At 59.8% G+C, this 23097-nt stretch carries 22 protein-coding genes; 7 read left to right on the plus strand and 15 right to left on the minus strand.

The genetic code is table 11. The features are described from left to right. Positions 1–6 precede the first annotated feature (6 nt). Positions 7–2316, minus strand: coding sequence for a heavy metal translocating P-type ATPase (locus FGA82_RS05330; RefSeq protein ID WP_141126283.1), 2310 nt, complete (start codon positions 2314–2316; stop codon positions 7–9). 84 nt (positions 2317–2400) lie between these two features. Here FGA82_RS05330 and cadR point away from each other — a divergent pair, with 84 nt between their 5' ends. After that, on the plus strand, positions 2401–2850 hold the full coding sequence (gene cadR / locus FGA82_RS05335; RefSeq protein ID WP_141126284.1) for a Cd(II)/Pb(II)-responsive transcriptional regulator: 450 nt from the start codon (positions 2401–2403) through the stop codon (positions 2848–2850). 118 nt (positions 2851–2968) lie between these two features. Here the strand turns inward: cadR and FGA82_RS05340 are convergent, their stop codons facing one another. The 3 genes from FGA82_RS05340 to FGA82_RS05350 form a co-directional block, all read right to left on the minus strand. Further along, positions 2969–3940, minus strand: coding sequence for a thymidylate synthase (locus FGA82_RS05340; RefSeq protein WP_008088441.1), 972 nt, complete (start codon positions 3938–3940; stop codon positions 2969–2971). 50 nt (positions 3941–3990) lie between these two features. Beyond that, entirely contained in the window at positions 3991–4806 is an 816-nt protein-coding gene (gene lgt, locus FGA82_RS05345) for a prolipoprotein diacylglyceryl transferase (protein WP_007913003.1), read from the minus strand. Between the two features lie 77 nt (positions 4807–4883). Continuing rightward, positions 4884–5666 (minus strand): sulfite exporter TauE/SafE family protein, encoded by a 783-nt coding sequence (locus tag FGA82_RS05350; protein ID WP_141126285.1) that lies wholly within the window; start codon positions 5664–5666, stop codon positions 4884–4886. A gap of 133 nt (positions 5667–5799) precedes the next feature. Here FGA82_RS05350 and FGA82_RS05355 point away from each other — a divergent pair, with 133 nt between their 5' ends. Next, positions 5800–6546: an NRDE family protein gene (locus FGA82_RS05355; protein WP_141126286.1), complete on the plus strand. Its 747-nt coding sequence runs from the start codon at positions 5800–5802 to the stop codon at positions 6544–6546. A 355-nt stretch (positions 6547–6901) separates the two neighbouring features. On the opposite strand, the gene ptsP is transcribed toward FGA82_RS05355, so the two are convergent. After that, complete coding sequence (gene ptsP / locus FGA82_RS05360; protein ID WP_141126287.1) at positions 6902–9181, minus strand: phosphoenolpyruvate--protein phosphotransferase; 2280 nt, start codon at positions 9179–9181, stop codon at positions 6902–6904. 22 nt (positions 9182–9203) lie between these two features. Then, positions 9204–9683, minus strand: coding sequence for an RNA pyrophosphohydrolase (locus FGA82_RS05365; RefSeq protein ID WP_003229203.1), 480 nt, complete (start codon positions 9681–9683; stop codon positions 9204–9206). A gap of 143 nt (positions 9684–9826) precedes the next feature. On the opposite strand from FGA82_RS05365, the gene FGA82_RS05370 reads away from it, so the two are divergent. Then, on the plus strand, positions 9827–10483 hold the full coding sequence (locus FGA82_RS05370) for an HAD family hydrolase (RefSeq protein ID WP_141126288.1): 657 nt from the start codon (positions 9827–9829) through the stop codon (positions 10481–10483). A 105-nt stretch (positions 10484–10588) separates the two neighbouring features. On the opposite strand, the gene FGA82_RS05375 is transcribed toward FGA82_RS05370, so the two are convergent. Together FGA82_RS05375 and ilvA are read right to left on the minus strand one after the other, a co-directional pair. Next, the gene (locus FGA82_RS05375) at positions 10589–11002 is read right to left on the minus strand and encodes a DUF2269 family protein (protein WP_141126289.1); all 414 of its coding nucleotides are present in this window, start codon (positions 11000–11002) and stop codon (positions 10589–10591) included. A 40-nt stretch (positions 11003–11042) separates the two neighbouring features. Further along, positions 11043–12557 carry a threonine ammonia-lyase, biosynthetic gene (gene ilvA / locus FGA82_RS05380; RefSeq protein ID WP_141126290.1) on the minus strand — a complete coding sequence of 505 codons (1515 nt, stop codon included), beginning with the start codon at positions 12555–12557 and terminating at the stop codon, positions 11043–11045. Positions 12558–12704: 147 nt separating this feature from the next. Here ilvA and rpiA point away from each other — a divergent pair, with 147 nt between their 5' ends. Next, positions 12705–13379, plus strand: coding sequence for a ribose-5-phosphate isomerase RpiA (gene rpiA, locus FGA82_RS05385; protein ID WP_122612338.1), 675 nt, complete (start codon positions 12705–12707; stop codon positions 13377–13379). A gap of 147 nt (positions 13380–13526) precedes the next feature. Here the strand turns inward: rpiA and FGA82_RS05395 are convergent, their stop codons facing one another. The 4 genes from FGA82_RS05395 to FGA82_RS05410 all read right to left on the minus strand — a co-directional run bounded on the left by FGA82_RS05395 (position 13527) and on the right by FGA82_RS05410 (position 17969). Beyond that, positions 13527–14444, minus strand: a complete 918-nt coding sequence (locus tag FGA82_RS05395) for an SdiA-regulated domain-containing protein (RefSeq protein WP_141126291.1) — start codon at positions 14442–14444, stop codon at positions 13527–13529. A gap of 231 nt (positions 14445–14675) precedes the next feature. Further along, positions 14676–15599 carry an SdiA-regulated domain-containing protein gene (locus FGA82_RS05400; protein ID WP_141126292.1) on the minus strand — a complete coding sequence of 308 codons (924 nt, stop codon included), beginning with the start codon at positions 15597–15599 and terminating at the stop codon, positions 14676–14678. A gap of 268 nt (positions 15600–15867) precedes the next feature. Beyond that, positions 15868–16533, minus strand: a complete 666-nt coding sequence (locus FGA82_RS05405) for a fumarylacetoacetate hydrolase family protein (protein WP_007913879.1) — start codon at positions 16531–16533, stop codon at positions 15868–15870. A 41-nt stretch (positions 16534–16574) separates the two neighbouring features. Further along, positions 16575–17969 (minus strand): FAD-binding oxidoreductase, encoded by a 1395-nt coding sequence (locus tag FGA82_RS05410; RefSeq protein WP_141126293.1) that lies wholly within the window; start codon positions 17967–17969, stop codon positions 16575–16577. Between the two features lie 204 nt (positions 17970–18173). Between FGA82_RS05410 and serA the strand changes: the two genes are divergently transcribed. Then, a complete protein-coding gene (serA, locus tag FGA82_RS05420; RefSeq protein ID WP_141126294.1) occupies positions 18174–19403 on the plus strand; it encodes a phosphoglycerate dehydrogenase in 1230 nt (409 codons plus the stop codon). A gap of 119 nt (positions 19404–19522) precedes the next feature. On the opposite strand, the gene FGA82_RS05425 is transcribed toward serA, so the two are convergent. Then, positions 19523–19948, minus strand: a complete 426-nt coding sequence (locus FGA82_RS05425) for a DUF4399 domain-containing protein (RefSeq protein ID WP_141126295.1) — start codon at positions 19946–19948, stop codon at positions 19523–19525. 135 nt (positions 19949–20083) lie between these two features. Between FGA82_RS05425 and FGA82_RS05430 the strand changes: the two genes are divergently transcribed. Beyond that, a complete protein-coding gene (locus tag FGA82_RS05430; RefSeq protein WP_141126296.1) occupies positions 20084–20647 on the plus strand; it encodes a transporter substrate-binding domain-containing protein in 564 nt (187 codons plus the stop codon). Between the two features lie 266 nt (positions 20648–20913). Here the strand turns inward: FGA82_RS05430 and FGA82_RS05435 are convergent, their stop codons facing one another. Further along, positions 20914–21399 (minus strand): DUF523 domain-containing protein, encoded by a 486-nt coding sequence (locus tag FGA82_RS05435; RefSeq protein ID WP_141126297.1) that lies wholly within the window; start codon positions 21397–21399, stop codon positions 20914–20916. Position 21400: 1 nt separating this feature from the next. Next, a complete protein-coding gene (locus FGA82_RS05440) occupies positions 21401–22033 on the minus strand; it encodes a 2OG-Fe(II) oxygenase (RefSeq protein WP_077574950.1) in 633 nt (210 codons plus the stop codon). Between the two features lie 108 nt (positions 22034–22141). Here FGA82_RS05440 and FGA82_RS05445 point away from each other — a divergent pair, with 108 nt between their 5' ends. Next, complete coding sequence (locus FGA82_RS05445; protein WP_141126298.1) at positions 22142–22873, plus strand: DUF2059 domain-containing protein; 732 nt, start codon at positions 22142–22144, stop codon at positions 22871–22873. The last annotated feature ends 224 nt before the right edge of the window (positions 22874–23097 follow it).

A 23097-nucleotide genomic window follows, 5' to 3' on the forward strand; every position in this document is an offset into this window, starting at 1 on the left:
CCTCATCTATTTGCGCAGCAGGCGCAACCCGTTGAACACCACCAACAGGCTCACGCCCATGTCGGCGAACACCGCCATCCACATGGTGGCGAGCCCGGCGAAGGTTACCGCAAGAAAGATCGCTTTGATCACCAGGGCCAGCGCGATGTTCTGTTTCAGGATGCTGGCGGTGTTGCGCGACAGGCTGATGAACGCCGGGATCTTGCGCAGATCGTCGTCCATCAGGGCGACATCGGCGGTTTCGATTGCAGTGTCGGTACCGGCAGCGGCCATGGCGAAACCGATCTCGGCGCGGGCCAGTGCCGGCGCATCGTTGATGCCGTCGCCGACCATACCCACACGATGGCCCTGCTTGTACAGATCTTCAATGGCTTGCAGTTTGTCGGTTGGCAGCAAATCACCACGGGCCTCGTCGATGCCGACCTGCGCGGCAATCGCCTGCGCGGTGTGGACGTTATCGCCAGTGAGCATCAGGGTTTTCACCCCGAGTTCATGCAACTGACGGATCGCTTCGCGGCTGGTTTCCTTGACGGTATCGGCCACGGCGAACAGCGCCAGCGGGCCGGAACTGTCGAGCAGCAGCACCACGGATTTGCCCTGTTTCTCCAGCGCGAAGAGTTTTTCTTCCAGCGCTGGCGAGCACAGGCTGAGTTCTTCGACCAGACGATGGTTGCCCAAATGATAGGTCTGGCCGTTGATTTCGCCTTTGACGCCACGCCCACCCAGCGCTTCGAAGTTATCCACAATCAGCGCGGCGAAGTTTTTATCCACAGCGGCGTTGGCGATGGCCAGCGACACCGGGTGATCGGAACGTCCGGCCAAGGCAGCGGCGATTGCCGGTGCCGTGGCATCGGCGGTCGCGTCGAGGGACAGGTAATCGGTCTGCACCGGTTTGCCGTGGGTGATCGTGCCGGTTTTATCCAGTGCCAGATAATCGAGCTTGAAACCGCCCTCCAGGTACACGCCGCCCTTGACCAGAATGCCTTTGCGCGCCGCTGCCGCGAGGCCGCTGACGATGGTCACCGGGGTGGAAATCACCAGTGCACATGGGCATGCAACCACCAGCAACACCAGCGCGCGGTAGATCCAGTCGAACCACACGGCGCCCATGAACAGCGGCGGAATGATCGCCACTGCCAAAGCAAAGACGAACACCACAGGCGTGTAGACTTTCGAGAATTGATCAACGAAGCGCTGGGTCGGCGCGCGCGCGCCTTGGGCCTGTTCGACGGCGTGGATGATTCGCGCCAGCGTCGAGTTGTTAGCCGCAGCGGTGACCGCGTATTCCAGCGAACCAGCCTGATTGATGGTGCCGGCGAAGACTTTGTCACCGAGGGTTTTCTCGACCGGCAGGCTTTCACCGGTGATCGGTGCCTGGTCGATGGTCGAGTTGCCGCTGACCACTTCACCGTCCAAAGCAATTCGCTCACCGGGTTTCACTCGCACACGGGCGCCGAGTTCGACGCTTTTCACGTCCTGCTCAATCCAGCTGCCGTCAGCCTGCAACACCGTGGCTTGCTCCGGCGTCATCTGCATCAAACCGCTGATCGCATTGCGCGCACGATCGAGCGAGCGCGCTTCGATCAGCTCGGCGACGGTGAACAGGAACATCACCATCGCCGCTTCCGGCCACTGGCCGATGAGGATGGCACCGGTCACGGCTATGCTCATCAGCGCATTGATGTTGAGGTTGCGGTTCTTCAGGGCGATCCAGCCCTTTTTATAAGTGCTCAGGCCACCGCTGAGGATCGACACCAGCGCGATGATCGCTACCACCCAGGTGGGCGCGGCGTTGGTGAAGTGGATGACTTCGGCGGCGAGTGCACCGACGCCGGACAGCGCCAGCGGCCACCAGTGTTTTTTCACCGGCGCCGGGGCTGGCGAATCGACGCCCGCCTCCAGCGGTTCGGCGTGCATGCCGAGGGATTTGATCGCCTCGGTGATCGGCTCGGTACCCGGCAGATTGTGGGTCACACCGAGTACGCGGTTGATCAGGTTGAATTCCAGCTGCTGCACGCCGGCGAGTTTGCCGAGCTTGTTCTGGATCAGCGTCTGCTCGGTCGGGCAGTCCATCGCCTCGATACGGAAACTGCTCAGCCGCGCATCGGCGCTGGTCTTTTCGCTCAACTGCACCAACGCAGGCGCGGCGGCTGTCGACGAGCAGCAGGAATCTTCGTGCGCATGAACCGGTGCCGGTGCTGCGGCTTTCGACCCGCAGCAGGAATCGCCACCATGTGAATGCTTTTGCACAGGCTGCAATTTATGACTGTGATCGTGGCCGTCGCCGGGCTTGTGGGTGTGCTGGGAATCGCTCATTGGTCGCGTCCATGAAGGTGCCTGTTGCCAAGTAAAGACCCTGTAGGCACTATAGGGTCAAGCACCCTTTTGGAGATTGTCGTCATGAAGATCGGAGAACTGGCCAGACTCACCGACTGCGCCGTGGAAACCATCCGCTACTACGAGCGCGAAAACCTGCTGCCGGAGCCGGCACGCAGCGACGGCAACTACCGCGTCTACACCCAGGCCCACGCCGAACGCCTGACCTTCATCCGCAACTGCCGCACCCTCGACATGACCCTCGAAGAAATCCGCAGCCTGCTGGCCATGCGTGATAGCCCGAAGGATCAGTGTGAAAGCGTGAATACGCTGATCGACGAGCACATCCAGCATGTGAAGGCGCGGATTGATGGGTTGCTGGCGTTGCAGACACAGTTGCTCGACCTGCGCCAACGCTGTGGCGAAGGGCCGATGGCCGATCAATGCGGGATTTTGCAGCGGCTGGAAGTGAGTGGCGGGGTTGTTGCGACGGAAGTGGAACACTCCCATGTAGGCCGCAGCCACGGCCACTGACGTTGGCGCTCGTTCCCATGCTCCGCGTGGGAATGCCGCCATGGACGCTCCGCGTCCTAAGTGACGCGGAGCGTCACGGGATTCATTCCCACGCAGAGCGTGGGAACGATCCTGCTGACTAGACCGCCATCGGCGCGGTCATTGGCGCGTGGTGCTCATAGCCTTCCAGCGAGAAATCGCTCGGCTCGACCAGTTCCAGCCATTCCGGCTGGTACACGCCAGTCTTGGCAAACTCCGGCACACGATCGGAGATTTTCAGCTTCGGCATGGCAAACGGCTCACGCTTGAGCTGTTCGTTGAGCATGTCCAAGTGGTTCTCGTAGACGTGCGCATCACCGATGAAATAGGTGAACCAGCGCGGCGTGTAACCGGTCAGGCGACCGATCAGGCTCAGCAGCGCGGCGCCTTCGGTGAGATTGAACGGCGTGCCCAGACCCAGATCATTGGAGCGGATGTAGAGGGTCAGAGAAATCTCTTTGGTCTCAACATTCGGATGGAACTGGTACAGCAGATGGCATGGCGGGAGGGCCATTTCATCTAGCTGAGCGACGTTCCAGCCGTGGAACAGAATACGGCGGCTGCCCGGATCCTTGATGATCGTGTCGACGCACTGGCGAACCTGATCGATGGCTTTGTACAACACCACGTAGGCCTGGCCGTCTTCTTCGCCCTGAGCGATCTGCTTGTAGCCGTTGCTCAGAGTCTGTTCGATGGCAGCGGTGTTGCTCAGCGGGATCTGCTTGTACGCCGGCCATTTGCGCCATTGCACGCCGTAAATTTCGCCGAGGTCGTCGTCGCCCTGACGGAACGGGTTGGCCAGCCACTGCGCGTTTTCGTTGGCGTTCTGATCCCAGACCTTGCAGCCCAGCGCACGGAATTCAGCGGCGTTGTTCACGCCACGGAGAAAACCGCACATCTCGCCGATGGCCGATTTGAAGGCCATTTTGCGCGTGGTGATCGCCGGAAAACCTTCCTGCAGATCGAAACGCAGCATCGCACCCGGGAAGCTGATGGTGTTGATGCCGGTGCGGTTGGCTTGCTTGGTGCCGTTCTGAATGACGTGCGAGACCAGTTCGAGATATTGCTTCATGAGTTACCTGTGTCCTTTGAGCCCCGGCGTCGCGCGCCGGGGTTCGTAGTTTAAGCCGTCGGCGCGAGCGGTGCTGCCGGTGCGCGACGATAGGCCAGCCAGATCAGGAACAACCCGCCAACGATCATCGGTACGCAGAGCACTTGGCCCATGGTCAGCCAGTTCCAGGCCAGATAGCCCAGTTGCGCATCCGGCACGCGAACGAATTCGACGATGAAACGGAAGATGCCGTAGAACAGCGCGAACATGCCGGAAACGGCCATGGTCGGGCGCGGCTTGCGCGAGAAAATCCACAGGATCAGGAACAGTGCCACGCCTTCGAGCGCGAACTGATACAGCTGCGACGGGTGACGCGGCAGTTGCGCCGGATCGCTGAATGGCGGGAAGACCATGGCCCATGGCACGTCGGTGGCTTTGCCCCACAATTCGGCGTTGATGAAGTTACCGATGCGCCCAGCGCCCAGACCGATCGGCACCATTGGCGCGACGAAGTCCATCAACTGGAAAAACGACTTGCCGTTGCGCTTGCCGAACCACAACGCGGCCAGCATTACGCCGATGAAACCGCCGTGGAACGACATGCCGCCCTTCCACACTTCGAAAATCAGCGTCGGGTTGGCCAGATAAGCGCTCAGATCGTAGAACAGCACGTAACCCAGACGTCCGCCGACGATCACGCCCATCGACATCCAGAAGACCATGTCGGAGAGTTTCTCCTTGGTCCAGGTCGGGTCGAAACGGTTGAGCCGGCGCGACGCCAGCAGCCACGCACCGCCGATGCCGATCAGGTACATCAGACCGTACCAGTGGATTTTCAGCGGACCGATGGCCAGGGCCACCGGGTCGATCTGCGGGTAAGGCAGCATTGCGACTCCTCGTTAGAGTTGAAACCAGAATTCCCGGGCGACGCTGCCACCTCAGGATTAAGCCAGGATTGCGACGGTTAAATCAGGAAGCTCACACCTACGCTGAACAGCAAAGCGGCGAACAGCCGTTTCAGCAAGCGCGGCGATAACCGATGCGCCAAACGCGCGCCGATGCGGGCGAAGACCATGCTGGTCAGGGCGATGCCCAACAACGCCGGCAAATAAACAAAACCGAGACTATGGGCCGGCAACAACGGATCGTGCCACCCCAGAATCATGAAACTTAATGCACTGACCAAAGCGATTGGCAGACCGCAAGCCGATGACGTTGCCACTGCTTGCTGCATCGGCACGCTGCGCCAGGTCAGGAACGGCACGGTCAACGAACCGCCGCCGACGCCAAATATCGCCGAGGCCCAGCCAATCACACTGCCGGCCACGGTCAGACCGAGTTTACCCGGCACCGTTCGGCTGGCCTTGGGTTTGATGTCCAGCGCCAGTTGCACCGAGATGATCAAGGCAAACACGCCGATGATCTTTTGCAGGTGCGGCCCGGAAATCGCCTCCGCAGTCAGTGCACCGAAACCGGCACCCAGCAGGATGCCGACAGCCATCCACATGAAAATCGGCCAACGCACCGCGCCTCGTCGATGATGCTCACGCACGGCGTTGACCGAGGTGAAGATGATCGTCGCCAGCGAAGTGCCGACCGCCAGATGGGTGAGGATCGACTGATCAAAGCCCTGCAAGGTGAAACTGAACACCAGCACCGGGACGATAATGATCCCGCCGCCGACGCCAAACAGCCCGGCCAGCACGCCCGCACAGGCGCCCAGCGCCAGATAGAGCAGAAATTCCATGACCGTCTCCCCCAGACCGCATCCGCAAAACCGGAGCGGCATGGTAACGGATGCACCCCCTTTGGCTCCACTGGCGATGGATGCACGGACGCCGGATGCGTACAGTGGACAAAAAACACACAAGGACCACCTTATGTGCCTGATTGTTTTCGCCTGGCGCCCGGGTCATGCCCTGCCGCTGATCGTCGCGGCCAACCGTGACGAGTTCTACGCCCGGCCGAGCCTGCCACTGGCGCAGTGGCCGGAGGCGCCGCATGTGCATGCCGGGCGTGATCTTGAGGCCGGTGGGACCTGGCTGGGGATTGGCGCCCATGGGCGTTTTGCTGCGCTGACCAATATCCGTGATCCGCAGCAGCAGCCGGCACGCAAGTCACGGGGGGAGTTGGTGGCGCGGTTTCTGACCGGTGATGCGTCGATTGATGATTATTTGAGCGATGTGGTCGGGCGTTCGGCGGAATATGCCGGGTTCAATCTGCTGCTCGGCAATAGTCATGAGCTTTGGCACTTCAATGCGCGGATGTCGGAACCGGTGATGCTGGAATCGGGCATCTACGGATTATCCAATGCCGGGCTGGATACGCCGTGGCCGAAGTTGCTCAAGGCCAAGGCTGGGTTGAGTGCGGTGCTGGATGATCCGCAACCGCAGCACTTGCTCGATTTGCTAAGCGATGCCCAGACCGCGCCAGAAGCGGAATTGCCGGATACCGGGGTGGGTCTGGCCACTGAAACATTGCTGTCGAGCGTGTTTATTGCCAGCCAGAGTTACGGGACGCGGGCGAGTACGGCGTTGATCGTTCAGGCGGATGGGTCGCGGCGGATGGTTGAGCGGAGTTTCGGGCCGTATGGCGGGCATTTGGGTGAAGTGGAGATAACAGCTTAACAGCAGACCCTCACCCCAGCCCTCTCCCAAAGGGAGAGGGGGCCGACCGAGGTGTCTTGAGCCATACATCGACCTGAAAGACCGAGTTGATTATGGATTCAACAGCACCGTCAGTCGCTGTGATTCAATTATGGATTCAACAAAGCACTATCAGGTCGGTGCGGGTCGATTATGGACTCGGCAAGCCACTTTCGGGTCGGTGTGAGTCGATTATGGATTCAGCAAAGCACCTTCAAGTCGGTGTGAATCGATTATGGATTCGGCACAGCACTTTCAGGTCGGCGTAAGCCTGCAGCATCCCCCAATCAGTCCCCTCTCCCTCCGGGAGAGGGCTAGGGTGAGGGGCTTTTGATCTTCAGAGCGCTTTGACCACCGCCGGCGGATGCATCTTCGACAACCCAAGGTTCTTCAGCGCCAATTGCAGCGAACTGTGGATCACTTGCGGGTTATCAATGGTCATCAGCTCCGCCAACAACTCCTTGGCCTTGCTCAGATTGACCTGACGCAACATCCACTTCACCTTCGGCAAGTTGGTGGCGTTCATCGACAAACTGTCGAAACCCATCGCCATCAACAGCACCGCCGCCGCCGGATCGCCGGCCATTTCGCCGCAGATACTCACCGGTTTGCCTTCGGCATGGGCATCACGCACCACGGTTTGCAGGGCTTGCAGCACCGCCGGGTGCAAGTAGTCGTAAAGATCGGCCACACGCGGGTTGTTGCGATCGACCGCCAGCAAATACTGGGTCAAGTCGTTGGAGCCGACCGACAGGAAGTCGACCATCCGCGCCAGTTCCTTGGTCTGATACACCGCCGCCGGAATCTCGATCATCACGCCAATCGGCGGCATCGGCACGTCGGTGCCTTCGTCGCGCACTTCGCCCCAGGCGCGGTGGATCAGGTGCAAAGCTTCTTCGAGTTCGTGAGTGCCGGAGATCATCGGCAGCAGAATCCGCAGGTTGTTCAGGCCTTCGCTGGCCTTGAGCATCGCGCGGGTCTGCACCAGGAAGATTTCCGGGTGGTCGAGGGTGACGCGAATGCCGCGCCAGCCGAGGAACGGGTTGTCTTCCTTGATCGGGAAGTACGACAGCGACTTGTCACCGCCGATGTCGAGGCTGCGCATGGTCACCGGTTGCGGGTGGAACGCGGCGAGCTGCTCGCGGTAGATCGCCAGTTGTTCCTTCTCGCTCGGGAAGCGCTGGTTGATCATGAACGGCACTTCGGTGCGATACAGGCCGACACCTTCGGCGCCACGCTTCTGCGCCCGCGCCACGTCGGCGAGCAAACCGGTGTTGACCCACAGTGGCATGCGGTGACCATCGAGGGTCACGCACGGCAGGTCGCGCAGGGTGTCGAGGCCCAGCGCCAGTTGTTTCTCTTCTTCGACGATTTCGGCGAACTGCTTGCGCAGCACTTCGCTCGGGTTGGTGTAGACCTCGCCACGCGTGCCGTCGACGATCATCTCGATGCCGTCGACCTTGGCGTACGGCAGGTCGACCAGACCCATCACCGTCGGAATGCCCATCGCTCGGGCGAGGATCGCCACGTGCGAGTTACCCGAACCGAGTACCGAAACCAGACCGACCAGCGTGCCTTCCGGCACCTCGCCGAGCATCGCCGGCGTCAGCTCTTCGCTGACCAGAATGGTTTTTTCCGGGTAGACCAGGTTCTGCTGGCGCTCTTCCTGCAAATAGGCGAGCAGGCGGCGACCGAGGTCTTTGACGTCCGAGGCACGCTCACGCAGGTAGGCGTCGTCCATCAGTTCGAAACGATTGACGTGTTCCGTGACCACCTGACGCAGCGCGCCCTGGGCCCACTGGCCGGTCTTGATCACGGTGGTGATTTCACTGCCCAGCGAGGCATCGTCGAGCATCATCAGGTAGACGTCGAACAACGCACGCTCTTCCGGGCGCAGCTGCGTCGCAAGCTTGGCGGACAACGCGCGCATGTCGGCGCGCACGCCTTCGATGGCGGTCTTGAACAGCGCCAGCTCGGCGTTGATGTCGGTGATGGTCTTGTCCGGCACCACGTCGAGATCGGCCGGCGGCAGCATGACCACCGCAGTACCAACCGCCGCACCCGGCGAACCCGGTACGCCGACGAACTTGGCTTCCTGAATGCCCTTGCCCTGACGGCCCAGACCACGGATCGAACCGGTGGCCTCGGCATGGGCGATAACCCCGGCGAGCTGCGCGCTCATGGTCACGAGGAAGGCTTCTTCACCTTCATCAAACTGGCGGCGTTCTTTTTGCTGGATGACCAACACGCCGACGACGCGGCGGTGGTGAATGATCGGTGCGCCGAGGAACGAGGCGTAGCGCTCTTCACCGGTTTCGGCGAAGTAGCGGTAGCGCGGGTGATCCGCAGCGTTTTCGAGGTTCAGGGGTTCTTCACGCGTGCCGACCAGACCGACCAGACCTTCGTTGGGTGCCATGCTGACCTTGCCGATCGAGCGCTTGTTCAAGCCCTCGGTGGCCATCAGGACGAAACGGTTGGTCTCGGGATCAAGCAGGTAGACCGAGCAGACCTGGCTGCCCATGGCCTCTTTGACGCGCAACACAATAATCCCCAACGCCGCCTTGAGATCCTTGGCGGAGTTAACTTCCTGGACGATCTTGCGCAGCGTATTGAGCATGGCTCGGGGTCGAACTCCGTCGTCAGTCGCGCGCTAAAAGGCGCGGGGCAAGCTCTTTGAGGGCGCGGCGATACACCTCGCGCTTGAATGTCACCACCTGGCCCAACGGATACCAATAGCTGACCCAGCGCCAGCCATCGAACTCCGGTTTACCGGTCAAATCCATCCGCACCCGCTGCTCGTTGGAGATCAGGCGCAGGAGAAACCATTTCTGTTTCTGGCCGATGCACAGCGGTTGGCTGTGCGTACGCACCAGACGTTGCGGCAAACGATAGCGCAACCAGCCCCGAGTACAGGCCAGTATTTCAACATCTTCACGTTCCAGGCCAACTTCTTCGTTCAGCTCGCGGTACAAGGCGTCTTCCGGCGTCTCTTCAGGGTTGATTCCCCCTTGCGGAAACTGCCAGGCATCTTGATTGATACGGCGAGCCCATAGCACCTGGCCGGCGTCATTCGTCAGAATGATCCCGACATTGGGGCGGAAACCATCGGGGTCGATCACGGGCACAACCTCGCAAACGCATGTCGCCGCATTGTTCCACAAAGGTTGATAAGGCGGCAACGAAGCTTCCTACCTTATGTGCACTCTTGTGAAAAGACCGTATTCTTGTCGCCTTTTTACAGACTTATCAGCGGGTAACTGCAATGCGCCTGGCACTCTTCGATTTGGACAACACCCTTCTGGGCGGCGACAGCGATCACGCCTGGGGCGACTATCTGTGTGAACGCGGCTTCCTCGACCCGATTGCGTACAAAGCACGCAACGACGAGTTTTATCAGGATTACCTGGCCGGCAAACTGGATAATGCCGCGTACCTGAACTTCTGCCTGGAGATCCTCGGCCGCACCGACATGTCCGTGCTCGATCAATGGCACAACGATTACATGCGCGACTGTATCGAACCGATTGTGCTGCCCAAGGCGCTGGAGCTGCTGAAAAAGCACCGCGACGCCGGCGACAAACTGGTGATCATCACCGCGACCAACCGCTTCGTGACCGCACCGATTGCTGTGCGTCTGGGTGTTGAAACCCTGATTGCCACTGAATGTGAAATGGTTGATGGGCGTTACAGCGGGCGCAGCACTGATATTCCGTGCTTTCGCGAAGGCAAGGTGACGCGCCTGAATCGTTGGCTGGAAGAGACCGGGTATTCGCTGGACGACAGCTATTTCTATAGCGACTCGATGAATGATTTGCCGTTGCTGGAGCAGGTGGCGAATCCCGTCGCGGTCGATCCGGATCCGAATCTGCGCGCTGAAGCCGAGAAGCGTGGCTGGCCGGTGATTTCGTTGCGCGGCTGATTACGCCTTCGCGAGCAAGCTCGCTCCCACAAGGTATTTGTGAATGACACAGATCCAATGTGGGAGCGAGCTTGCTCGCGAATGGGGTCGACTCGGTCTCAAGCCTTAAACAGGCTTGGCCCCCATCAATCCCGCAATGGCGAGAAACCCAACGCCGCTGACAATCGCCAGGGCCAGATTGAATTTCCAGTTACCTACCCCGCTAGTCCACAGCCGATTAAGCCGCACCAACAGCCACACGGCACTCAACGTGGCCACGGCATAGATCACGCTGGAACCCAGAATCCAGAACTGCCCCAGTGGCCAGCCGATCAGGTGTACCAACCACCAGCCGGTGAAAGGCATGCTCAGCATACCGATCAGCATCAAACACCAGATAAACAGCCAAGGGCGCTGCATCGTGCTCGCTGACCCTTCGCTGCGATTACGCCAGGTCAGAGCGGCAAGCCCCAACCCGCTGACGAGGATCACCACGGTCGCCGCGACGTGAAGTACTTTCAGGGTGGTCAGGGTTTCCATGAATTTCTCTTCCTTGGGCCATGCCCATCAGCGTAGCCGCTCAGCCAAGAAACAGCTGATAGGCCGGGTTCTCGCTTTCGTCCCAGTACGGGTAGCCGATTTCCTCAAGCGCCGCCGGCACCAGATGGCGCTCGTCGTGCGGCACTTGCAGGCCGGCGACCACGCGGCCATCGGCGGCGCCGTGGTTGCGGTAATGGAACATGGAGATATTCCAGCGCCCACCGAGCTTATTAAGGAAGTTGAACAGCGCACCCGGACGCTCTGGAAATTCGAAGCGGAACACCACTTCATCAATCACGTGCGCCGCGTGCCCGCCAACCATGTGGCGGATGTGCAGCTTGGCCAGTTCGTTGTCAGTGAGGTCGACGACCGGGAAACCCTGCTCGGTCAGGCTCGCCAGCAGCGCGCTACGCGGGTCGTTGTCCGGGTGCGTCTGCACGCCAACGAAAATGTGTGCTTCGCTGCCGGTGTTGTAGCGATAGTTGAATTCGGTGATCTGGCGCTTGCCGACGGCCTCGCAGAACACCTTGAAGCTGCCGGCCTTCTCCGGGATGGTCACGGCGATGATCGCTTCGCGGCCTTCGCCCAACTCGGCGCGCTCGGCGACGTGGCGCAGGCGGTCGAAGTTGACGTTGGCGCCGGAGTCGATGGCGACGAAAGTCTGGCCGCTCACGCCGCGTTGCTCGACGTACTTCTTGATCCCGGCCACGCCCAACGCGCCCGCAGGCTCGGTGATCGAGCGGGTATCGTCGTAGATATCCTTGATAGCGGCGCAGATCTCGTCGGTACTGACAGTGATCACTTCATCGACGTAATCTTTGCAGATGTCGAAGGTGTGCTGACCGATCTGTGCCACCGCCACGCCGTCGGCGAAGATGCCCACGGTCGGCAGCACCACGCGTTCGCCGGCGGCCATCGCCGCTTGCAGACAGTTGGAATCGTCCGGCTCGACGCCGATGACTTTGATGTCCGGACGCAGGTATTTCACGTACGCGGCGATACCGGCGATCAGACCGCCACCACCCACAGGGACGAAAATCGCGTCCAGTGGCTGCGGGTGCTGGCGCAGAATTTCCATCGCCACGGTGCCCTGCCCGGCAATTGTGTGCGGATCGTCGTACGGGTGGATGTAGACGTAGCCTTTTTCATCGACCAGTTTCAGCGAGTAGGCCAGGGCTTCCGGGAACGAATCACCGTGCAGCACCACTTTGCCGCCGCGCGAACGCACGCCTTCGACTTTGATTTCCGGAGTGGTCTTGGGCATGACGATGGTGGCTTTGACGCCCAGCACTTTCGCCGCCAGGGCCAGACCTTGCGCATGGTTGCCCGCCGAGGCGGTGACCACGCCACGGGCGCGCTCTTCGTCGCTCAGTTGCGTCAGCTTGTTGTAGGCGCCGCGAATCTTGAACGAGAACACTGGCTGCAAGTCTTCACGCTTGAGCCAAATGTCGTTGCCCAGCCGCTCGGAGAGCTGGCGGGCGTTCTGCAGCGGGGTTTCTACGGCAACGTCATAAACGCGCGAGGTGAGGATCTTTTTGACGTACTGTTCGAGCATCGGAAAGCATCACTGAGCGGTTGAGCGGGACCGAGGAGTCTAACCCGGCTTTTGCCCGCACGACCACACGAATCCAGAGGTTTTAGCCGCGCTTGCGGCTATAATGCCGGCCTTTCCGTTCTCACCTTGCCCGCTTCCGGAGCCCGCATGACCCAGGATCAACTCAAACAGGCAGTGGCTCAGGCCGCCGTCGACTTCATCCTTCCGAAACTCGACGACAAGAGCATCGTCGGGGTCGGCACCGGCTCCACCGCCAACTGCTTCATCGACGCCCTGGCCCAGCACAAGGGCGCGTTCGATGGCGCGGTAGCCAGTTCCGAAGCGACCGCCGCGCGCCTGAAGGACCACGGGATTCCGGTGTATGAGCTCAACACCGTCAGCGACCTGGAGTTCTACGTCGACGGCGCCGACGAAAGCGACGCGCACCTGAACCTGATCAAGGGCGGCGGCGCCGCACTGACCCGCGAGAAGATCGTCGCGGCCGTGGCCAAGACCTTCATCTGCATCGCCGACGCCAGCAAACTGGTGCCGGTGCTGGGCGAGTTCCCGCTGCCGGTCGAAGTGATCCCGATGGCGCGCAGCCATGTCGCCCGGCAACTGGTGAAACTGGGCGGCGACCCGGTGTACCGCGAAGGCGTGCTGACCGACAACGGCAACATCATTCTGGATGTGTTCAACCTGCAGATCACCAACCCGGTGGAACTGGAAGCGCAGATCAATGCGATTGTCGGCGTGGTCACCAATGGCTTGTTCGCAGCGCGTCCGGCGGACTTGCTATTGCTGGGTACTAGCGAAGGCGTGAAAACCCTCAAGGCTGAGTAAGCCCAGTCACCCACTTATTTGTGGGCAGACGAATAAACCTGTAGGAGTGAGCCTGCTCGCGATAGCGGTGTGTCAGTCGACATTAATATCAACTGACACACCGCTATCGCGAGCAGGCTCACTCCTACAATGGTTTTGTGGTGTTGGTTAGTTCGGGGCTGGTTTTTTGAAGACGTAGAACAGATTCGGTTCACTGACCAGATACAACGTCCCGTCATCATCCATCGCAATGCCTTCCGCCTGTGGTACGGTTTTTATCAAACCTTGTCGGCCACCGCTGATGGACATTGTGCTCAACGGGCGCCCGTCGACATCCAGTTCCAGAATCAATCTCGACTCATCCGACAGCGCCAGCAAATGCCCGCTGCGCTCGTCGTACTGCAAACTCGACAGATCGCGCACGAACATCCCGGCATCACGCTTGGGATCATTGATCACGTGCACTGCATAGGACTTCTCCGGATTAAAGTGCGGAAAGCCGTGCACTTCATAGATCAGCATCGGGTTGCGTTCCTTCGCAACAAACAAGCGCTTGCCTACCGAGTCATACGCCAGGCCTTCAAAACCTTTGTTGCTGGCCATATGCACGCCGAGGGTCATCTGCTCGGCGTCCGCCGCGTCAAGGAAAGTGGTGTCTGCCTCCAAGTGAATCTTGATCAGCCGCTGCTGACGCTCATCAGTGATCACGTAGGTGTCGGCGCTGATGTACTCGACCGCTTCGGGATCGCCAAAACCAATCAGGGCAATGCGCCGCAGGATCTTGCCTTCGAGCGACAGTTCAACCAGCTCGGAATTCTTGTTGGTCACGGTGAACAGGCTCTTGCGCACCGGATCGAAGGTCAGCGCCGAAACATCGTCGTCGAGCCCGTCAATCACCCGCGCTTCAATCTCCACGCGATACTGATCCAGCCCGATCGACTCGCTACTCTGCGGTTGCCACAGGGTGTGCAAGTTAAACCAGGCGCGCTCGAACAGGCGCATGTATTGGCCGATCGCGATCAACGCGATCAGGGCAATTACCGACAGGATGATAATCAGAGGTTTGGGACGGGCAAGTCGACGCATTCGGATGAGCTCGGGATCAAAACAGGCGGATGAAATATCACGCCCGTCTGAACTGAAGCTTAATGGCCACTTGCCTCAAACCACAAGCCAACCCCTGTAGGAGCTGCCGCAGGCTGCGATCTGATCGTTCCCACGCTCTGCGTGGGAATGCAGCCGGGGACGCTCTGCGTCCCACAGTCAAAAGATCGTCCGAACGCGGCCCGAACCTTCGGCAGCTCCTACTCAGACGCACTACCTCTGTTTTTCGAAGCGGTAGAACAGGTTCGGCTCGCTGACCATGTACAGCGTGCCCGCCTCGTCCATGGTCACGCCTTCGGCGCGGGGGATGGTGTTTTTCAGACCGTTGAAGCCGCCAAGCAGGGTCATGAAGCTGACCTGCTCGCCCTTCTCGTCCAGTTCCAGCAGCAGATGTGAGTCGGCGGACAGCACCAGTGTGTGTTGGGTGCGCGGGTCAATCGCCAAGGCAGAGAGGTTGCGAATATCCAGTTCATCACTGGCGAGTTTTTGCTTGTCGCCCTTGAGGGTCTGGCTGCCATCGCTTTTCCAGGTGAACAGCGCCGGTGGCCGCTCCTCACCCAACAGCAACTGCTGATTGTGCGCATCCCAGGTGATCGCCTCGAATGCTTTGTTCTGGTCTTTCGACGGACCGAGATCGTATTTCGGAAAATCGGCGATGTTCAATTCGCGGGTGTCGGCGTCGACCTTGACGATCGACAGCATGTGCTGGCGCTCATCGACGATGGCCATCAGGCCGTTTTCCATCATCGTCAGGCCTTCCGGATTGCTCCAGCCCACCAGCGGCATCTTGCGCAGTACATCACCCTGCAAAGTCAGTTCAGCGAGAAACGGGTTCTTGCCCATCACCGAGAATAGCGTTTTGGTCTGCGGGTTGTACGTCAGATCCGAAGCTTCGTCCTTCTCCATCCCCTTGAGCGGCTTGGCATCTATCACCACTCGATAATCCGGCAGCCAGATGCTTTCTTTCTGCTCGGCCTGGCTTTCAAAGCGTTCCTGCAGCCAAAGCACACCGCGATCATCCCAATGCATGGCAAATGCCAAGGCATAAGCAGCGGCAATCACCAGCAAGAGCCAGACATACCAACGCAGGGCGAAACGTGAACGGCGGGTGGGTTTGAACTGAGTTTGAGATGACATCGAGGGACGCGTTCCGAAAATTCAGGCTATGGGTAATAGCACAAAGAGGCCGGCTCAGACGCCAGAATGAGAGGAATTATCCGTACAGGATGTGAAAAAAACGGCAAATGGCGGGATTGTCGTGTGTTGTCAGCGATCTCCAGGGCACCACAAAACAATGTGGGAGCGAGCTTGCTCGCGAAGGCGCAGTGTCAGTCGACATCTTTGTTGACTGACAAAATGCTTTCGCGAGCAAGCTCGCTCCCACAGGGGATTTGCAGTGTTGCGGTTAGCGCACGCTGCTGGTAAAGCTGCTCGCACCGACCAGTTCGAGGACGATGTCATCGCCCACGTTCAGAGGGCCAACGCCGACTGGCGTGCCAGTGAGGATCACGTCACCGGCCTGCAGCGAGAAGCAGCCGGCCATGTGCTGGATCATCGGCACGATCGGGTTGAGCATCGCGCTGCTATTACCGTCCTGACGCACTTCGCCATTGATGGTCAGGCGAATGCCGATGTCGGTCAGGTCAGCAAAGGTGCTGCCGACCACGAACGGAGCAAGCACCGCCGCGCCGTCGAACGACTTGGCGATTTCCCACGGCAGGCCCTTGGCTTTCAGCTCGGCCTGCTTGTCACGCAGCGTCAGATCAAGCGCTGGGGCGAAACCGGAAATGGCGTCGAGCACTTCTTCACGGCTCGGTTTGGTCGACAACGGCTTGCCGATCAACACGGCGATTTCCGCTTCGTAGTGCACCGAACCGCGCTCGGTCGGAATGGCGAAACCGCCCTCCAGCTCAACCACGCAACTGCCCGGTTTGATGAATAGCAACGGCTCGGTAGGTACCGGGTTGTCCAGTTCTTTGGCGTGTTCGGCGTAATTACGGCCAATGCACACGACTTTCCCGATCGGGAAGTGGATGCGCGTGCCGTCGACGTACTGGTGCTGATAGCTCATTTACCGACTCCTGCCTTCATTGATTCATCAAAGATTACAGATCAAACCGCGAAGATCTTGCCCGGGTTCATGATGCCGTTCGGGTCGAACACCGCTTTCACCGCTTTCATATACTCGATCTCAACCGGGGAACGGCTGTAGGTCAAGTAATCGCGTTTGGTCATGCCCACACCGTGCTCGGCGGAAATCGAACCGTTGTACTTCTCGACGGTTTCGAACACCCACTTGTTGACGGTCGCGCACTTGGCGAAGAACTCGTCCTTGCTCAGGTTATCCGGCTTGAGGATGTTCAGGTGCAGGTTGCCGTCGCCGATGTGGCCGAACCAGACGATTTCAAAATCCGGATAGTGTTCGCCGACGATCGCATCGATTTCTTTCAGAAACGCTGGCACTTTCGATACGGTGACCGAGATGTCGTTCTTGTACGGCGTCCAGTGCGAGATGGTCTCGGAGATGTATTCGCGCAGTTTCCACAGGTTCTGCAGCTGGGTTTCGCTCTGGCTCATCACGCCGTCCAGCACCCAGCCCTGCTCGACGCAATGCTCGAAGGTTTCCAGCGCGCTGTTGGCCACTTCTTCGGTGGTCGCTTCGAATTCCAGCAACGCGTAGAACGGGCAATCGGTTTCGAACGGCGCCGGTACGTCGCCACGCCCCATGACTTTGGCCAGAGCCTTGTCGGAGAAGAATTCGAAGGCGGTCAGGTCGAGCTTGCCCTGGAAGGCGTGCAGCACCGGCATGATCGAGTCGAAATCGGCAGTGCCGAGGACCATCGCGGTGAGGTTTTTCGGCGCGCGATCGAGACGCATGGTCGCCTCGACAACGAAACCCAGTGTGCCTTCAGCGCCGATGAACAGCTGACGCAGGTCGTAACCGGTGGCGTTCTTGATCAGGTCTTTGTTCAGTTCGAGCATATCGCCCTTGCCAGTGACGACTTTCATGCCTGCCACCCAGTTGCGGGTCATGCCGTAGCGAATCACCTTGATCCCGCCGGCATTGGTGCCGATGTTGCCGCCAATCTGGCTGGAACCTGCCGAGGCGAAGTCGACCGGGTAGTACAGGCCCTTTTCTTCGGCAACGTTCTGCAAATGCTCAGTGACCACGCCCGGCTGACAAACGGCGGTACGGTCGGTGAGGTTCACGTCGAGAATCTGATTCATGTAGTCGAACGAGACCACCACTTCGCCGTTGGCGGCCACGGCGGCGGCGGAAAGCCCGGTGCGCCCGCCCGATGGCACCAGCGCAACCTTGTGCGTGTTGGCCCAACGGACCACGGCCTGCACCTGCTCGATGGTCTTGGGAAACACGATGGCGCTTGGCGCCGGGGCGAAGTGCTTGGTCCAATCCTTGCCGTACGCATTCAGGGAATCGGCGTCGGTCAGGACCTTGCCAGGCTCGACCAGGGTCTTCAGTTCATCAATCAGGGCAGGATTGGTCATCGACAGAACTCTCGAACAATTCATGGTCATCCTGAGAACGCTTCACGTCGCAGGAATGAGTGTTTAGCGGGGAGGCTATGCTAGCATATCGACCCCGCAGGACAGTGCCCAAGGCCAGATCCGCGGAGACGACTTTCTTGTCGTCCGGGTCAGCGTCTGTTGACCATTTCCTGCCATTTTTCTCCGGGATACAGGTTTACGCAGATGAGCAAGACTTCTCTCGATAAGAGCAAGATCAAGTTCCTTCTTCTCGAAGGCGTCCACCAATCGGCTGTCGACGTCCTCAAGGCGGCGGGCTACACCAGCATCGAATACCTGACAGGTTCCTTGCCGGAAGCCCAGCTCAAGGAAAAGATCGCTGACGCTCACTTCATCGGCATTCGTTCGCGCACCCAACTGACCGAAGAGATCTTCGATCACGCGAAGAAGCTGGTTGCGGTCGGCTGTTTCTGCATCGGCACCAACCAGGTTGACCTGAGTGCTGCCCGTGAGCGCGGTATTGCCGTGTTCAACGCGCCGTACTCCAACACCCGCTCCGTTGCCGAGCTGGTGCTGGCCGAAGCGATCCTGCTGTTGCGCGGCATCCCGGAGAAAAACGCTTCCTGCCACCGTGGCGGCTGGATCAAATCCGCAGCCAACTCCTTCGAGATCCGTGGCAAGAAACTGGGCATCGTCGGCTACGGCTCGATCGGTACGCAGCTGTCGGTGCTGGCTGAAGGTCTGGGCATGCAGGTGTTCTTCTACGACACCGTGACCAAGCTGCCACTGGGCAACGCTACTCAGATCGGCAGCCTGACCGAACTGCTGGGCATGTCCGACATCGTCACCCTGCACGTTCCGGAAACCGCTGCGACCCAGTGGATGATCGGCGAGAAGGAAATCCGCGCCATCAAAAAGGGCGGCATCCTGATCAACGCTGCTCGCGGTACCGTGGTCGAGCTGGACGCCCTGGCGGACGCGATCAAGGACAAGCACCTGATCGGCGCGGCCATCGACGTGTTCCCGGTGGAGCCACGCTCCAACGACGAAGAGTTCGAAAGCCCGCTGCGTGGCCTCGACAACGTGATCCTGACCCCGCACATCGGTGGTTCGACCGCCGAAGCGCAAGCCAACATCGGTCTGGAAGTGGCAGAGAAACTGGTCAAGTACAGCGACAACGGTACTTCGGTTTCGTCGGTAAACTTCCCGGAAGTAGCCCTGCCGGCTCACCCTGGCAAGCACCGCCTGCTGCACATCCACGAGAACATCCCGGGTGTGATGAGCGAGATCAACAAGGTCTTCGCCGAAAACGGCATCAACATCTCCGGTCAGTTCCTGCAGACCAACGAGAAGGTTGGCTACGTGGTGATCGACGTCGACGCCGAGTACTCGGATCTGGCGCAAGAGAAGCTGCAGCACATCAACGGTACTATCCGTAGCCGGGTTCTTTTCTAAGAACAGCTACAAGCCGCGAGCTACAAGCGGCAAGTGATGTTCGCTTAGCTTTTGCTTGAAGCTCGTAGCTCGCAACTCGCCGCTGATAAAAAAAGGGAGCCCCGAAAGGGCTCCTTTTTTTATTCCACGTTGACGGTGATTTTCTTCGAGACGATCGGCGGGTCAAACGGCATGTGGCCGCTGTCGCCCAGCTCCAGCTGCAAGGTGTGCTTGCCCGGAGCGAGTTTGATATCGGCCTGGGTCTGCGCCTTGCCGAAGTGCATGTGATTGGCGTCATTCGGAATCGGCGCGCCAGCGGCTGGCATTTTGTCGACGTCGATCAGCAAATGGTGGTGACCGGTGTTCTTGGTGACGTCACCGGCCGGTGCCAGCGCGACGTCCCTGGTACCGAATTTGACGGTGAAGGTCTGCGAAACCGTGGCCCCGTCTTCGGGAGAAACGATGAACACTTCGGCACCTTTGGGTGCCGGTGTCGCCGCACTGGCCAGCACCGAAACGCCCATCAGCACACCCGCGAACGCTGCACGTGACATAAAGCTTTTCATTTTCTTCTCCAGTTTTTCCGTAAAATCCGCACGGTCATGACAACTTCATGACCATTCGTTGTCGAAGGCACTCGACAACCATAGCAAAGCGAGCCTGAATCAGAGGGTCGCGATAATGATTTCAAAGGAGTGACCATGCGCTTTCTGCCTGGCCTGATCTGCCTGCTACCCCTTTTGAGCCCTTTGGCTCACGCCGAACTGATTGATGACGTCAACGACCGTGGCGAGCTGCGCATTGCCCTTGAGGCTAATACACCGCCCTTCAATTTCAAGGATGGCGACACACTCACGGGGTTCGAGGTCGAGCTTGGGCAACTGCTCGCCAACGAGCTGGATGTGCGCGCCGACTTCATCGTCACCGATGAGGCCGATCTGCTCCAGGGCGTCGAAAGCGGCAAGTACGACGTAGCCCTCAACCACATAGCACTGACACCCGAACTCGAGGATCGTTTCGACTTCAGCGAGTCTTACGGCAAGGTCGATTCGCAATTGCTGGCAAAGAAGGATGAGCAGCCACGGCCGATGGTGCTAGTGCAGGCATTGACTGAAGAGAAGCCGAAAGCGGCGGAGCCAGTGGATTTGGCGATTCCGTTTCAGAAGGGTAATCCGGCGTTTCAGGCCAGCCTTGCGAGCGCGATGCAGAGGATCAAGGACGACGGGCGCCTGGCGGCGCTGACCGAGAAGTGGTTGAAGCCTTAAAAGCCCCTCACCCTAGCCCTCTCCCCGAGGGAGAGGGGACTGATTGGGGGATGCTTGAGAGGTACGCCGACCTGAAATGGATGTGCCGAATCCGAAATCGGTCATGGCTGTGTCGAATCCATAATCGATCAGTCATGACTGTGTTGAATCCATAATCGCCAAGGTCTTTCAGGTCGATGGACAGCGCCAGACACCTCGGTCGGCCCCCTCTCCCTACGGGCGGTCCGACGTTTCGGGAGGGCTGGGGTGAGGGCAACGATTCCAGATCAGTCCAAAGCCGCCAGGGCCATCGCCGCCTCAGCCAATTCAAGCTCGCTGAAAACCTGCACACCATGGCGCTTGAGCAACGCGGCCGTCACGCCTTCGCCAGAGACTTTCACTCCGCTGAACGTGCCGTCATACGTCAGCAAATTCCCGCAAGAAGGACTGTTGGCCTTCAACACCGCCACACGAATCCCGTGCTTTTGCACCAGCTCCAGTGCCTGCCGCGCACCATCCAGAAACTGCGCACTGACATCCTCGCCCTCGGTGGTGATCACCGCCGCGACACCATCAAGCACTTCACCACCCTGCCCGCCCGGAATCTCCGCCGCCGCCCGTGGCGTCGGCAATCCCCCTGCGACTTCGGGACACAACGGCACCACCCGCCCTTCGGCAATCCACTGCTCAAGCAGATCAAACGGCCCGCTCGCACCGCCGTCATAGCGCACGCGATGCCCCAACAGGCAACGGCTGACCAGAATCCTGTCCATGTCAGAACGGCTCGTTGCCACGACGGCGGAACCAACCGGTCAGCGACAGGCGCTCGCGGTTCGCCGGTAGCACTTCATGCGGCACTTCGCCGGAGAGAAACACCACCAGACAACCGCCAGTAGGCTGCACGTCATGCACACGCTCATCGTTCAGGTACATGCGCAGCTGACCACCATCCTCCGGCAACCACGCGTCGTTGAGATAGACCACCACCGAGACCATGCGCTTGTCATCGTCGCGAAAACGGTCGACATGCTTGCGATAGAACGCGCCCGGCGGGTACAGGGCGAAATGGCATTCGAAGTCTTCAAGGCCGAGGAACAAGCCACGGTTGAGTGCCTCGCGCAGGCTCTCCATCAGGTTCAGATAGCGGTCGCTGGCCTCGGCCTGACCGGGATCGATCCACTGGATGTGGTCGCCACGAATCCCCTCGCGGATCTCCGAAAAAGGCCCACGCCCCACCGCGGCCGGGGCCAACTCGCCCTCGGCCTCACGTTTGCGGCACTCGGCCGCCAGCTCGCGGGTCAAACCGGCGGGCAGGAAAATGTTCTGCTGCGACCAGCCGTGTTCGGCCAGGTCATCGACAATGCGTAACAGCAGTGGGTGTTCAGAGGATATTTGCATGGCGCGCATAGTATGTCGGCGGCAAGAAATCCGACAGAGCCACGCGGCGGCTTGCTACGAATTCTCGACAAGTACCGGCACCGCACGGAGAATAGTCCGCTGCTGACAGGAGTCCCTATGCGCCGTTTGCTTTTTTCACTGTTGATGTTCTGCGTTTTGCCCGCCTGGGCGGACGGCCACGATCAGTTGTACAAGGTCGCCGGCTGGCCAGATCAACGTGCGCATTTCAACGATGCCCTGACGGCCGCACAGCAGCGCTATCAGAACAGCCTGCCGCCGGCGGTGTTTCAAGCATTGGTGAACAACAGCAATCAGCGCTTCGCCCCGCAAGCTGTCGATCAACGCGCCGAAGCGCAACTGCGGCAGAAGCTTGCCGACCCGAAACCGGCGCTGACCTTCTTTCAATCGCCGCTGGGCAAGAAAATCGTCGCGGCTGAATTGCTCGCCACCCGCCGCGATCAATTGGCAAAAAATGCCAAGGGTCTGCCGAAGATGCAGGTCAGCGACAGTCGTCTGCTGATCATTGGCCACCTCGCTCAAGCCTTGCCGGCGCGTGAAGCCGGCGCCGAAGTGAGCTTGGCGATTGCCGGCGTCGCGGCGGACAGTTTGAGCTCGATGATTCCGGGGCTGCTCGGTGGCGGTCAGGCGCAAGGCATGCTCAACGGTCAGCGCCAGCGTTTGATGGATCAGATTGGCGCGGACATCAACAACACGTTGCTTTACGTCTATCGCGACCTGTCGGACGAAGAGCTGGAAGAGTTTGCAACGTTTGCCGAATCGGCTGAGGGCAAGGCGTATTACCAAGCGGCGCTGGCGGCGATTCGGGCGGGGTTGGCGGTCGGGCAGTGATCTTCGTCGCCCGATAAGCCGCCTTCGCGAGCAAGCTCGCTCCCACACTGGATCTTCAGTGGAAACAACATTTGTGAACACCCCGACTCCCCTGTGGGAGCGAGCTTGCTCGCGAAGGGGCCCTCACAAGCGCTAGACATTCCGGCCCCTCACCCGCTTGCTCACCGCGGCGAATGCCTCTTCCCTTATCTCCCCCGTCTCATTCGCCACATGATGCCGCGCCT

The sequence above is a fragment of the Pseudomonas fluorescens genome (assembly GCF_005938625.1).
GTDB lineage: Bacteria > Pseudomonadota > Gammaproteobacteria > Pseudomonadales > Pseudomonadaceae > Aquipseudomonas > Aquipseudomonas fluorescens_BD.

Bases quoted from the DNA above. Each gene is read 5' to 3' on its own strand.
- FGA82_RS05330 (WP_141126283.1), bottom strand. From the start codon at position 2,316: ATGAGCGATTCCCAGCACACCCACAAGCCCGGCGACGGCCACGATCAC.
- cadR (WP_141126284.1), top strand. From the start codon at position 2,401: ATGAAGATCGGAGAACTGGCCAGACTCACCGACTGCGCCGTGGAAACC.
- FGA82_RS05340 (WP_008088441.1), bottom strand. From the start codon at position 3,940: ATGAAGCAATATCTCGAACTGGTCTCGCACGTCATTCAGAACGGCACC.
- lgt (WP_007913003.1), bottom strand. From the start codon at position 4,806: ATGCTGCCTTACCCGCAGATCGACCCGGTGGCCCTGGCCATCGGTCCG.
- FGA82_RS05350 (WP_141126285.1), bottom strand. From the start codon at position 5,666: ATGGAATTTCTGCTCTATCTGGCGCTGGGCGCCTGTGCGGGCGTGCTG.
- FGA82_RS05355 (WP_141126286.1), top strand. From the start codon at position 5,800: ATGTGCCTGATTGTTTTCGCCTGGCGCCCGGGTCATGCCCTGCCGCTG.
- ptsP (WP_141126287.1), bottom strand. From the start codon at position 9,181: ATGCTCAATACGCTGCGCAAGATCGTCCAGGAAGTTAACTCCGCCAAG.
- FGA82_RS05370 (WP_141126288.1), top strand. From the start codon at position 9,827: ATGCGCCTGGCACTCTTCGATTTGGACAACACCCTTCTGGGCGGCGAC.
- FGA82_RS05375 (WP_141126289.1), bottom strand. From the start codon at position 11,002: ATGGAAACCCTGACCACCCTGAAAGTACTTCACGTCGCGGCGACCGTG.
- ilvA (WP_141126290.1), bottom strand. From the start codon at position 12,557: ATGCTCGAACAGTACGTCAAAAAGATCCTCACCTCGCGCGTTTATGAC.
- rpiA (WP_122612338.1), top strand. From the start codon at position 12,705: ATGACCCAGGATCAACTCAAACAGGCAGTGGCTCAGGCCGCCGTCGAC.
- FGA82_RS05395 (WP_141126291.1), bottom strand. From the start codon at position 14,444: ATGCGTCGACTTGCCCGTCCCAAACCTCTGATTATCATCCTGTCGGTA.
- FGA82_RS05400 (WP_141126292.1), bottom strand. From the start codon at position 15,599: ATGTCATCTCAAACTCAGTTCAAACCCACCCGCCGTTCACGTTTCGCC.
- FGA82_RS05405 (WP_007913879.1), bottom strand. From the start codon at position 16,533: ATGAGCTATCAGCACCAGTACGTCGACGGCACGCGCATCCACTTCCCG.
- FGA82_RS05410 (WP_141126293.1), bottom strand. From the start codon at position 17,969: ATGACCAATCCTGCCCTGATTGATGAACTGAAGACCCTGGTCGAGCCT.
- serA (WP_141126294.1), top strand. From the start codon at position 18,174: ATGAGCAAGACTTCTCTCGATAAGAGCAAGATCAAGTTCCTTCTTCTC.
- FGA82_RS05425 (WP_141126295.1), bottom strand. From the start codon at position 19,948: ATGAAAAGCTTTATGTCACGTGCAGCGTTCGCGGGTGTGCTGATGGGC.
- FGA82_RS05430 (WP_141126296.1), top strand. From the start codon at position 20,084: ATGCGCTTTCTGCCTGGCCTGATCTGCCTGCTACCCCTTTTGAGCCCT.
- FGA82_RS05435 (WP_141126297.1), bottom strand. From the start codon at position 21,399: ATGGACAGGATTCTGGTCAGCCGTTGCCTGTTGGGGCATCGCGTGCGC.
- FGA82_RS05440 (WP_077574950.1), bottom strand. From the start codon at position 22,033: ATGCGCGCCATGCAAATATCCTCTGAACACCCACTGCTGTTACGCATT.
- FGA82_RS05445 (WP_141126298.1), top strand. From the start codon at position 22,142: ATGCGCCGTTTGCTTTTTTCACTGTTGATGTTCTGCGTTTTGCCCGCC.